The organism is Diaphorobacter oryzae DSM 22780 (genome assembly GCF_059568935.1).
The window spans coordinates 1-12,649 of record NZ_JCANUL010000019.1; the positions used below are offsets into that span (position 1 = coordinate 1).

General features: G+C 60.2%; 6 protein-coding genes. All 6 read right to left on the reverse strand.

What is annotated here, in order from left to right:
• Nucleotides 1-242, reverse strand: a 242-nt coding sequence (locus tag BP68_RS18745) for a winged helix-turn-helix transcriptional regulator (protein WP_496374618.1), incomplete at its 3' end; no start/stop codon positions are given.
• A gap of 232 nt (nt 243-474) precedes the next feature.
• On the reverse strand, nt 475-741 hold the full coding sequence (locus BP68_RS18750; RefSeq protein WP_496374620.1) for a hypothetical protein: 267 nt from the start codon (nt 739-741) through the stop codon (nt 475-477).
• Nucleotides 738-4,955: an RHS repeat-associated core domain-containing protein gene (locus tag BP68_RS18755; RefSeq protein WP_496374622.1), complete on the reverse strand. Its 4,218-nt coding sequence runs from the start codon at nt 4,953-4,955 to the stop codon at nt 738-740. The genes BP68_RS18750 and BP68_RS18755 overlap by 4 nt, the downstream gene beginning before the upstream one ends.
• A gap of 21 nt (nt 4,956-4,976) precedes the next feature.
• Entirely contained in the window at nt 4,977-8,963 is a 3,987-nt protein-coding gene (locus BP68_RS18760) for an Ig-like domain-containing protein (protein WP_496374624.1), read from the reverse strand.
• A complete protein-coding gene (locus tag BP68_RS18765) occupies nt 8,960-11,788 on the reverse strand; it encodes a beta-helix domain-containing protein (protein ID WP_496374626.1) in 2,829 nt (942 codons plus the stop codon). The genes BP68_RS18760 and BP68_RS18765 overlap by 4 nt, the downstream gene beginning before the upstream one ends.
• Before the next feature lie 21 nt (nt 11,789-11,809).
• Nucleotides 11,810-12,529: a rhodanese-like domain-containing protein gene (locus tag BP68_RS18770; RefSeq protein ID WP_496374628.1), complete on the reverse strand. Its 720-nt coding sequence runs from the start codon at nt 12,527-12,529 to the stop codon at nt 11,810-11,812.
• Between the last annotated feature and the right edge of the window lie 120 nt (nt 12,530-12,649).

Consider the following 12,649-nt stretch of genomic DNA (forward strand, 5'->3'; position numbering starts at 1 on the left):
GTGCGCCGCTGCTTGCGAGACCGGCCCGCTTCTGTCTTGAGCCAGTCGGCGAGCTTCAAGGCAAAGGGATCAAGTCTGGAAGGGCTGACCCGCTTGGGGTAGCGCGGCTCGTCCTCGCCTGCGCGCAGGTACTTGCGGATGGTGTTGCGCGAGAGGCCCGTGCGGCGGGCGATCTCTCGGATGGACAGCTGCTCTCGCAGGGCCCAGCGCCTGATGACACTCAGTGTTGCCACGTCTATCACTCCTGGTCTCCTGCTGCTCAGCAAAGCAGCAGGCTAGGGTTAGTACGTGGGTCAGATTTAGATGGAAATCCTGGGGGTCAGTGGGTCACTTCTGCGTGGAAATCAACAGCCATGCTGGCTCAACACAGCTCGTAGCACACGCAACGCTGGCACCATCAAAGAAGCCACCCGGAACCCCACAGCTTTAGCGGCTGGCAGGGGTTGCGGGTGGCTTTTTGTTTTTTAGATGATGTTAATTTTTGTGGAGTTGGTGGTAAACGATAGCGTGCCCAATACCGGGCAAACTGCCCCAATCAATTAAAAATGCCAGCCAAGCCAAACTACTCATAGGATTGCCCGGGAAGAAATAAAACCCAAGGAACACGAGAACCCCTCCAAGCAGGGGTATCCAAGATGGCGAAGGCTGCTTTTTTATAAACGCCACATAAAAGCAGCGCCAATTTAGCAATATCAGCCAACTTCCGATCAAAAGTAAAAAAACGCACAAAATATTCATCATGGCAAATAAATCCTTTGCCCAAATAGGCCTTTCCAAGCACCATCGATGCCAACACCCGTTGGCCATCTGGCTGCACTTGCAGGAATTTGATAACTCGCACCCGTTCCGTATGGGGCAAATTGATTACCCATGCCAGGCTGCCATTTGAAAGATCGGGCGTAAGTCCACCAGTTTTGGCCGCCCTTCATAACCCAATCGCCCGCTTCAAGTCCTTCGCGACCCCAGCGAGAAACAGTGATGGTTTCGGGTGCTGCACAAAACAAAGGCGCAGATGCCGATCCAACCAATCCAATAGCAGAGGGCGTCAGCCCAGCAGTCACGGCTGGTAGTGTGATCGCTCTTGTCCACGCACCCGCTCTTACCGCATCGTCCAGCGTTGTATTGCGCCTTGCTCCCGCAAGCGTCGTCAGGTCAAGAAACTGCAAGCCCTCTGGGTCCACAAACGAGAGCGGATTCCCCCCCACATACCCAAACCGATTCCACCCTCCGTTTAGGCCGATGGGATCACTTTGGATATACCGGCCTAATTCTGGCTCGTAATCCCGGTGAAAGTTATAGTGCCTCCCGCTCTCCCCGTCAAAGTACTGCCCCGGCAGGCGCAGGTTCATTGTGATGGCACTAGCGTTGTCCACCCTCATCTGGCCGAACGCCTCGCTGATGCCCTTCCACGTCTGTGCCCCACTCTTGTCCGTCGCCACCATCGGTGTGGCCAGATGATCGGTATGCAGATAGTGATAGGTAGTGCTTGCAGCACTTAGGGTGGAGTTCTGGGAACTGACCTCCGCCTGCCACAGCGGATCTGTGCTCCACAGCCCGCTTTGCGCCGACACAGGGTTCCACCCGTAGGCCCGCGTCATCTGCCCCTGCCCGTTCAGCTCTGCCAATAGCCCGTCGTCGCCATACAGGTAGTACGTGGTCTGGCTACTCGCGCCCTGCGTGACGGTCTTGCTGATCCGGCGGCCGAAGGGGTCGTACTGGTAGCTGGCCTGGATACTTGCTCCGCCGACAGGTGTTTCCTCGAATCCAATGAGCCGCTCCGCGGCGTTGTAGACATAGGCTGCGGTGCCTGCTGCGCTAGTCTCCTGCTGGGTGTGGCCTTGTGCGTTGTATTGCACCTGGGTGGGCACGCTCTGTCCGTTCTTGCGCTGGGGGTACTGGATGAGCTGGTTGTCCTGGTTGTAGCTCCACTCGCCCGGCTGGTGCGCGCTGTTGGTACGGTTGTGCACCGGGTCGTAGCCGTACTGCTCGACAGGCAGGCCCAGGTCCCGCAAACTCGCATCGGGCTGCACCTGGGTCAGGCGCTGGATGGCGTCGTAGCCGTAGTCGGTCTGCCCCAGATCGCTGGTGATTCGGTTGATGTTGCCTACCAGGTCGTACTGGTACTGGCGGCTGGCCAGGGTCTGGTTGCCCGCCCCTTGCACCTGGATGCTTTTGGGGCGCAAGAGCGAGTCGAATGCCTTAGTGGTGAGGGTGCCTGGGTACTGGATGCGCTTGGGCATGTGCCACTGGTAGTCTTGGTACGTGATGGCACTGGCGTTGGGCAACAGCACCTGACTGAGGCGGCCCTGGATGTAACTATATTGCCCTTGGCTGCCATCAGGGTAGGTGTGCCCCGCCAACCGTCCATCAGCGTCGTAGCTTTGCCCGAGGGTATGGGTGATGGCATCGCCGTAGCGAATGGTGCGCTGAGTGATGCGGCCCAGGCTATCGCGCTGGTAGGCAACGGCGCTGATGCGCCGCCCGGCGCCGTCAAGCTGCTCATGGCTGCTAAGCAAGCTGTTGGCGTTGTATTGATAGCTGATACGTTGGTCGGTACCAGCACCGGCCAGTTGATGCTCTTCGGCGGTCAGATTTCCCGCGCTGTCGTACTGATAGCGGCGAGTATTTCCGCCCGCGTCGGTGCGCAAGACAAGTTGGCCTGCGGCGTCATACTGGAAACGCGTGACTGCTCCGCCAGGCAAATGCTCTGCGGTGCGCCGACCTGCTTTGTCATAACTGTAGCGGTGGGTGTTGCCCTTGGCATCGGTGGCGGTGGTGATGTTGCCGTGCGCATCCCAGGTCTGACGGGTGCTTTGATTGAGGCTATCGACAGTTTCCGTCCGCCTGCCCAGAGCGTCATAGCGATACAACGTGGTATTGCCTGCGGGGTCAGTGGTGGCCACATTGCGGCCCAGGGCATCCCACGCGTAGTGGAAGGTGCGCGATGTATCTGCGTCCAGTTGCTGGATGGCCTGGGTCGGTCGGCCAAGCTGATCGTAGCGATAGATTTCTTTGAATGTAGGAAAGGCCGTGGCCGTTCGCAGGCCTGCAAGCGGAGCATCCTTGGCGCCATACTCATAGCGTGTTCTGTTGCCTGCAAGGTCGATGGCCTCAACACTGCGACCCAGAAGGTCGTAGCGGGTCTGGGTCTGCTGACCCGACGGGTTGATGCGCAGCGTGGTGCGCCCCAAGGGGTCATGGGACTGTTTCCAGACATGGCCCAGGGGGTCTGTCAGTTGGGTTAATCGCCCCGTCTTGTCATATGCAAGGAGCCAGTCATGGCCCATGGCATCGGTGAACTGCGCTGGCAAGCCACTGCCGTTGTACTGGTACTGGCGGATGTGCCCCAGCGGGTTCTCCGCGCGCAGCATGGCGCCATGGGGGTCGTAGGCTGCTTTCCAGACATGCCCCAGCGGGTTGACTTCGCTCACGACATCGCCGCGCACGTTGTGGGTATAAGCCCATGTCTGGCCTGTGCCATCCCTCCACTGGATCGTATTGCCCCAACTGTCGTATACGTAGTTCTCGGTGCAAACGTCGGTACCTTGGCCGCTGCCCGCGCCACGGTTGTAGGTCAGAACGTAACCCCGTTCGTCGTAGGTATAGCTGTGCGTGCGCTGCTCTGGTAGGCCCAGTGCCTCAACCTTCTCCAACAGGCTACCGCGTGCGTCATACCGCCAGGTGGTGACAGCGCCCAGCGCGTTGGTATGGCGTACGATGCGGCCCTGGCCGTCGTACTGAGAGGACTCCGCGCTGCCGTCAGGGTAGATCGTGCGCAGCGGACGTAGGCTGCCATCAAGGTGGACCGTGGTTGTTTGTCCACGCGCATCCAGCAAGCGATGCTGGGTGGTGCTGTCGATGATGCGCTGGAACTGTGGCTCCTCCTGCACAGCAACGTGCAACAGCCAACCGTCCTTGCTGTAGCGTCGCACGGATTGGCTGGCGTCAGGCCGCTGGATGGCGATGCTGTATTCTTGCCGCATGCGGTCGAACTCCACGCGGTAGCTCCAGGTCGCACCTTCTTCATCTCGATAGGTCGCGACCCGGGCAATCTGTGGAGTAGGCACCTTGGTTCTGCCCGAGCTTGTTGCCGACCCAGTGGCACCGCTCGCTCCCATACCGCCAAAACCCACGCCGCGAAACTGCTCGCCCGGTGGTGTGGCATAGGTGATGGCCGTACTGGCTCCAGAAGGGCTGGTACGCAAGATGATCTGGTGATGGCTGTCATACCCATAACGCCAGCGCTGGCCGCGGCTGTCCGTCACCTCTTCCAACTGGCCGGCAGGGTTCCACTGGTAACGCACGGAGGCTCCGCCCAGGTCCGTAATGCGTTCCACCCGCCCGGCGATGTCGTAGTCCAGGGTGTAGATGGCACGACCTAGTGGATCACGAATTTCCACCATGCGGCCTTGCCCATCGCGGCTGAAACTCACTTTGGAGCCATGAGGATTGCCGTAGTCCTGAATGACGCCTGCTCCGTCATAGTGCACGGTGTTGCCCAGGCGGTCATACCAACGCCAGCCCGATGCGGTCTGCTGGATGAAGTTGTCGTCATCGAAGCGGTAGATACGCCCTCCCGCTTGCGCGGCATCACTGCCGGTGCGCTCATAGACGCTGCCCGCGCGCTCGACCGCCAACACACCCCCCAACGGATCATTGATGAATCGCAGGTTGGCCCATGCAGGGTTCAAGTACCACTTGCCGGCTGTCCAGGTGCGCCGGATGCTGACCAGGCCGGCGACCGTCTGAACAGAGAGATCCGTTCGGGTTTCCGTGTATTCCTGGTTAGGCAGCAGAACCTGCTGCGCATGGGCTGTTGACACTCCCCCTAGCCACCCCGCGATGAGTCCCGCAAACACTGCCATCCACAGCCTGATGGCGCGGTGCAGTGCACAAGAAGCCTGCACATGAGAACAATGCCGTGTCGAATACTTTTTCATGAAGCCGTTTTGCATTGAGTTCACTCGCGTCACCAATTAGCTGCAATTTTCCGGTGGTGGGCCATCACCCGACCCGCCTCCGCCTCCGCCAGGGCCGCCGCCTCCGCCAGGGCCGCCGCCTCCGCCAGGGCCGCCGCCTCCGCCAGGGCCGCCGCCTCCGCCAGCACCTCCGCCTCCGCCAGCACCTCCGCCTCCGCCAGCACCTCCGCCTCCGCCAGGACCTCCGCCACCGCCGGGACCTCCGCCACCGCCAGGACCTCCGCCACCCCGCGAGCATCGGCTACACCCCGCAGGAGGGCATGGGCTCAAGGGGGTGAAAATGGCCGCACCTGCCCCCCCGCTTCCGCCGCCCCAGCCACCACCACCACCACCACTACCGCCAGAGCTACCACCACCCCCAACAGGGGCACCAGGGCCGCAACTAGTACCTGACAGTCTGCCGAAGCTGGCACAGGCAGCGTCAGCGCGCACATCCCCTCCTGCACAGGTGTAGGAGAAGAAAATGCATGCCGAAATTGCGTAGCTGCTGCAGCTGGCGGCTTTGGCAACGGACTGGGCCTTAGCTTGCGGTACCACAGGGCTAGTTCCTGTGTTCATGAGGTGGCGGATAGCGTGCTGGACTTGCAAGCTGGGGCTGTAACCCTTGAACAAGGGTGGCTCCGCCGTATTGGCCTTGCTGGTAGGTAGTGCCTGCCGCTTGACTGGCGCCAGCGCCGTGATGCGATAAGGGATAACGACTCGGCTCTTGGCTGCCAACTCCGTCGGCATCTCACCGAAGAACTCATAGCGATAGCTCGCGTCGCTTTGTGGCAGGGTGAACTTCAGATCGTCCGCCCGGACAAGCCCATAGTTGCTCAACGTGAGCTCGCCGGTGATTTCCTCCCCTACCTGCATGGCAGGCAGGTTGATGCTCAGGGGTTCGAGCAAGACCACGGGGGCCGGCACCTGGGTTTGGTAAGTGGCCTCCAAGGTGATGTTGTACTCGTCACGTATCGTGGTTTCAGTGACGCTGAACTCGATGCTCACAAGCTGGCTGTCAAGGAATACGCGCTCGTTCGCTGTCAGGCCCGCGTGCACCTGAATGCGCCCGCTGGCATCCATATGCTGCGCTGCGCTGGCACGCCAACGGTAGTTACCTGGCGGCAGATCGGTGAGTTCGGCGATGCCTTGACTGTTGGTCGTGAGAGTACGGATGTCAGCGGTCAGCGCTTCGTTTTGCAACTTGATCGTGGCCCCCGTCACGCCAGGTATGGGGTTCCCGGCTGAATCAAGCGTGTTGGTGTAGATATCCACCACTTTGAAACGCACGCCGCCTTGGCCACTTTGCGCCACGGCGATGGTGACCGGTACGGTGCCGCCTGCGTCGTTGTCAGCACTCACACGCAGTTGGTACTGGTAGTAGCCGTCGGTGACCTGCGCATCAGGCTGTGCGGTGATCTGTAGGGGAACAGCCTGTCCCACATCCAGATGGCCTACATCGCCGCTGCTGACCAGGCGCACCCAAGCCGGCGCAAGAGTGCCCTGAGGCGTGACGAGCTGGGCTCGCACATTGCGCGCCATCGCCAAGCCCCGGTTGGTGACCGTGACAGCGGCGCTGGCACTGTTTCCCTGTTTCACGCCAATTTCCACAAAGCTGGGGCTCGGGCTCAGACCAGGAGTGGGTTCGTGCAGTTGGTAATCCACGCGCAGTTCGGCGCGGGGACGGTTGCCGCTTTCATTGGCGAAGGCCTTGAGAACGATAGTGCCCGTGGCGCCTGCCGCTGCATTGCCCGTCAAACTCAACCGAATGGGCACGCTGGCTCCGGCGGGCACATCCACGGGTTGGCCTAGATCCAACGTGATGCCTGGGGGCAGGCTACCCGAAGGCTGATCCCCGGGCAGTGCCTGCCAGTGAACGCCTGTGGCGCCCGTACCGGCACTGGCCCGGGCGGTCAGTTGTACTGGCGTGGCCTGACCACGGATAGCGTTGAGCTTGAATTGGCTGTAGTTGAAACTCAGGCGGTTGATGGTGAAGTGTGCAGGTGCAGGCTGGGCCGAGTAGCGGGTATCGTCAGGGTGAACCACGTACACCGCGTAGGTGCCTGCATCGTTGGACTGCGGCAAGAACGTGTAGCTGAACTGGCCAGCGCCATCGCTCACCAAGGTGATGCGGCGCTCAAAACCCTGCACGCGCAGCGCCAGCCGCAGCGTGGCGAGAGGCGCGGGTTCGCCGCCAGGCGCGACGGCCCTGCCGGTGATCTGAATGGGTTGGTCGCCAAACGAGAGGGTGGGCGTTACGTTCAACCCTTGCACGCCATATGGCAGTGGTGGTGGCGGTGGTGGAGGGGGCACCTGCTGCACGAGCACCGACCGGCTGGTTTGCGCAGTCTTACCGCTTTGGCTGACGACTGTAGCCACCAGAGAGTAATTGCCGTTGGGCACTGTTGTTGTATTCCACTCCATGGCCCACGGAGCCTGAGTGAGAGTGCCCAGAGTGTGCGCCCCCGATGCATCACGTACCTCTATATGAACTCGTGCGACGCCAGTAGCGTCAATCGCGCTGACCTGCACGGGCACAGTGCCGCGCACAGTCGCATGCTCGGCTGGACTGATAAACAGGACTGTGGGTACGGGCGCGGTGAACGTGATTTCGACCGCGGCGCTTAGTGGTCCCACGCCGCGCGCGTTGGTAGCCTGAGCCTGCAAGGAGAACGCTCCTTCGCCCGGCAGCGCGACATTGCCGCTGAACGTACCCTCCGCCCCTACAGGGAGTGGTTGCCCTGCAGGCTGGTTGTTGACATGCAGTTGAACCGTTGCTGCTGGCTCTGCCGTGCCCGCCACACTGATGGACTGTGTAGCGACAGTGATACCTGGCACAGGTTGTGTTATCAACGGCGCGCTCGGTAGTTGCAAGTCGAGAGTGAAAGGCCGTGTGACCGTAGTGACACCACCCTGCGCATCGCGGGCGATGGCGACGAGGGTATGAGCCGCGTTCGCCAGGCCCTTAAAGCTCTGCAATTGGCTGGCCACCACGGGGCTGGCCTCGCTGCTCGGCCCGGGGGTGGGGTAGCCTTGTCTCAGAACGAGTACGCCGTCTATGTAAGCTTCAAGAGCAGAAACGCCCGTTGCGCTGTATGCGCTGAGTGACAGCACACCTGCGCGCTGCAGCGTTGCGTTTGCGGCTAAAGGATGGCCGTCGAACTGAACGCTCAACGAAGGACCGGGCGCCAGCGCAGGATCCGATGTCAGGTAGGGTTGATAGATGACGCCAGAACTGACGAAACTGCCTTTCCCCGCGGGATTTCCTTCCTTATCACGAGGCCCCGTGATGTGTCCCCACCAATTGCCTGTTGCTTGGACCGGAGTTGGTGGATTCTCGTTCTCCACGCCATAGAACTGGTTGTTGCCCAAGCTGCTCTGGCTGATGACAGGCGTGGCCCCCTGCTCTGCAATTATTCCTGTACTGTTGCGTTCAATACTACTTTGCAGAATCTTTGGGGATCCTGGGCCAATGAAACGCAGGCCAACACTGCTGTGAGAAATATTCAGACCTGAGAACGTGTAGGCACCACCTGGCACAACCAGGGCGCCGCCTCCGTGCGCGATGTACGCGGGCATATCCGCATCACCACCTGCATAGCGCAGTGAGAGTCCATCGATGGAAAGCCAGGCAGGATCGACTCCTGGCGTCAGAAACAAGCCGAGCCAATCACTGCGCCCGGCTACGGCAGGGCTACTGCCCGTCTGGCCACCACTCCGGTCATCGCGCTCACTCGTCAGTATGACTCCGGTACCTGTGGAAAAACGACCATGCACCAGGATCCCGGCACCATCACCGCTATCGACCGGGGCTTGTCCGAATTTGACAATCACCCCGTTGCCCAACGTGAGCTGAGCGGGTTCAGCAGCCAGAGCAGGCACGCCCCACAGGTCGACAATCAACAATCCCGTTAGCGCCACCCATCTCCATCGGCTTGAGGAAAATACTCGTATCAGACTGAGCGCAGTGCACCATTGAAGCAAGAGCATGACACGTGCTTTCATGGGCGCACCTCGACGGATTCAGCAAGCGTGGGAAGTCCTGGCATGCTGACAGTCAGCGTAGCCGTTCCTTCGGCTACCCCAGTGTAGTGAACCCTGATACAACTCTCGCCCGCAGGCCACTCCGTGATTTCTTCGTTCAGTTTCAGTACCGCCGGGGCACTGCTACTGATCGTCACACTCATTGGATTTGGTGAGTAGCCGCTGCTGCCCCATTTGTCTCCGATACAGACATTGACTTGTCCCTCAGAACCGATACCAATGGATCCGGTGCTATAGGCAATGCTCCATTTTTTCTCCGTGACTTCCACTAGAGTGGTGTAAACATCGGGGTAGCTCTCCGGTTCTCCAAGGACAGAGGCTTCTATCTGCGTTGATCCGGGACGAAGTCCCGTAATCGGGAACGCCCGTACTCCCCAATCATTGTCGCCCGCAGGAATAGTTATCTCCGCTGGAGTAGAGCACACTGCTGCGTCGATGCAGCGCAGCCGCACGGTCAACGGTCGAGAGGTCGTTTCCCATGAACCTTGATACTCGGTGACGATACCCAGATCTGCGACAAATCCTTCCACTACGGCGATATCGCTGCCTTCCGTATTCCAGTTCATGAAGGTCAATGCACGATCGCCATAAACGGTTTGCAGTTCGGAGACCGCACTCAACCGATCTTCCATCTCCGCACCGATACGGTAATCTCCGCGCTGCGCAGCCTCTATATAGAAGGGGTCGCTGCAACGCCTTGTTGTCTTGATCTTGACTTGCTGGACTCGGCTATCGTCGCCGTCATAGATGGCTGCAATCGTTCCAACAGGGCTCTGATCTCGCACTGTCAAAGCCAAGATCCAATCATCAGTAGTTTGCTGACTACTGTACCGCCCCGCCTCTGGAACAGAAAGGCAGATGGAGGCATATCGGCGCATGCTGACATAGTGGCGCTCACTAAAGTCCCATTGCACCTGAGGCTCAATAACCTGCACGGGGAAGACTGCGACCTGAGTGCCTTCCGCCTGTGCTTCTATTTCCGTCTCACCCAATACCAATCCCGTGATCGGCACAAAAACTTCCGACTCCCATGCAGGAATGGTGACGGATGGTGGGACGCTGCAGACTGCTGCATCTCGGCAACGCAGTTGCACTTGCAAAGGCCGACTTTCGCGCAACTCCACATCGTCTCTCAACCGCGCAATGCTAATCCCCTGATTCATAAGCAATTTTCTGCCCACCCATACCTTGGTAGCTTCGTAACTATGCGCACGCCACTTCAGCGTTGTAGGACTTTGGATGTCGAAAGGGCCGAACGCGGCATCCGGCACTCCGTTCGCGCTCAAAACAATCTGTGCCAAACCTTTGGCCTGTGCACGGAGAAGCCCTGCCTGCTGCACGTAGGTCTGCCCTTCGGGTATGGTGATTTGCTCAGCTGAGAGACTAAGTGCTAAGGGGTCGGAGGAAGTCAGCCGCACTACCATGCCGCCACTCGGTGCAGACGGTTCCAGATGCACGGCGCCCGTGTAATCAAGCCCAGCGACTATGGGCGCCTGCAGACCAGGAAGTTCCAACCGCAAACTAGGGGAACGCGACTCAAATTGCCGTGCCGCTTCGCTATAGCCCGCCGCTTGAACCGTCATGCGTAGCATGCCTGTTACCAAGCTCCTTGCCGTGAAGGAGACTTCCGAGTCACCCTCCGGCACATGGACCGTAGCGGGTAGCTCAAAAGCGTTCGCAGGCTCCGAGCCCAGCCGTAAGGTCAGTCCTCCTGCCGGAGCAGCAGTGCTCAGGCGCAGCCGGATCGTGTATGGCAATCCATTCCCCAACGCACCGATCGCGGTGTCAAAGTAAATGGATGGCAACCGAATCACCGAGACACGAGCCTGGGCCGCGCCCACACCAGGGCTGTTAGCCGTCAGCACGGTCTCTCCAAAGTAATGCCCCCGTACTTCGAAATTCATCGTTGCAGCGCCCTCGGGCACCATCACGCTCGGAGCGACAATTACGCCACCCGTTGGGTTGCTGCCCATGTTTACAACCCTGCCGCCCGCAGGTGCGGGCTCGCCTAGAACGACGCGCATCGATGCACTGGCCCCCGAACCCAACTCAAGTCGGGAAGGTTCTATCGCCAACGGTGCCTGCCCCACCTGAACCATCCCTTGCCGCACCAGATAGGGGATCCCCACCAAGTCCCACAGAATCTGTCCGCGGACAACGCCTGATGGCACAACAATGGCATTGAGAGCATTGCCCTTCGCGCGCAGGCCCTGTCCGGAGGGCGACGACTCCAAATCCATCCGGATGGCTGGTCCACTATGGTGGTTGATCTCCATATGGTTGAGCGTGGGCGAGGATTTCTGGATCACCACCCCACTGCCGTACTCAATGCGCATATGTGCAAGCCGCGTTTGCGGAGCACGCGTACCCTCCAAGAACCGCCACTCGCCCCAGTCACCTGGTGCTGGTTCAGCACTAGCAGAAGTGATCACGATGGGCTGATCGGTCGTACCCACTGCGTGGACAGCTCCTCGGTGCAGAGTGAAGCTTGCGGACGGTTCCATACGCACCAGCACTCCCGGCTCAATGGTGAGAGTTGCCCCCTGATCGAGGACGACATCGCCCTGTACCTGAATGGGAGACTGTGCCGCTGTCCAAGTGACATCGCCAATCAGAGTTCCACTGACGTTGATGCCGGCCGCCTGAGCATGCAGAACCGTTCCCAACAACAAAGCCAGCGAGTAGGCCAACGAGGCCGCCGTGCGCATTCTTACCCCTCGAAGTTGCAGCGATGACCATCGCCACAGCATGAGAAAGATCGAAAAACTTGAGAGATTGACACGCATGGACCGTGGACCTTGTAGTCGTCAAGAGCCGCACAGACGCGGCAATGGGCGCCCGGCATGGGCAGCGGAATGTTGTTGTTGATCGAGATATGCACGGTAGGCCTCCCAGCCGCCCTCTAGCCATGCCAGCGGGCGTTTCGCTTGCTGCTCATAGCGCCCATCCTGGCGCCACTGCACAAGCAACGCCTGTTGGGCCTGCATATCTGCTGCCACGACAAGCCACTGGCTTGGCCGTTGCGAGGGACTGCGCTGATCCAGATCAGCCAGCGCTTGGCCAAGAGTCCTGCCGTCTGTGTGTCCGGGCAACTGCAGTAAGGGCTCCAGCGGAAGGCCCGTCACCTGCGCTGGGCTGAGGCCCACGGCAGCTATGCGCCATTGGCCGTCTGCGCTGCCCAACCATGCCTCTCGCGGAGTCAATAGGTCCACGCCTTGGGTGCGCCGCCAGTTGCGTACGCCGCCCAAAAGCACACGCACCTGCGCAAATCCCTGGCGCCGCAGCTCTAGGCATGCTTGGGTCAATGCTCGCAGATCCACGCCTGAACCAACCAGCAGCAGAGGCTGATCTTTGAGGTAGCTCCGGTCAGCTATCGCAAACAGCGGCAGCGCCGCTGCGCCTGGCAGCGGCGAACGAGCTGCAAGGATGACATCCCGCACATCCACAGCCACCCAGTTACCTTCATGAATCTCATGCGCCTCGATCCAGCAACTGACTTCATCGCGCCCATACTGCACCGGTTGCACGCGGCCAAACACTTGGGTTCCCGACGGCGGAGAAACATGATCCGCTCGCAGACATGCCGCTAAGTCCTGCACCTGCGCCTGCACAAGAGGACTGCCTATTGCCAGCGCGCAGGCCCATGA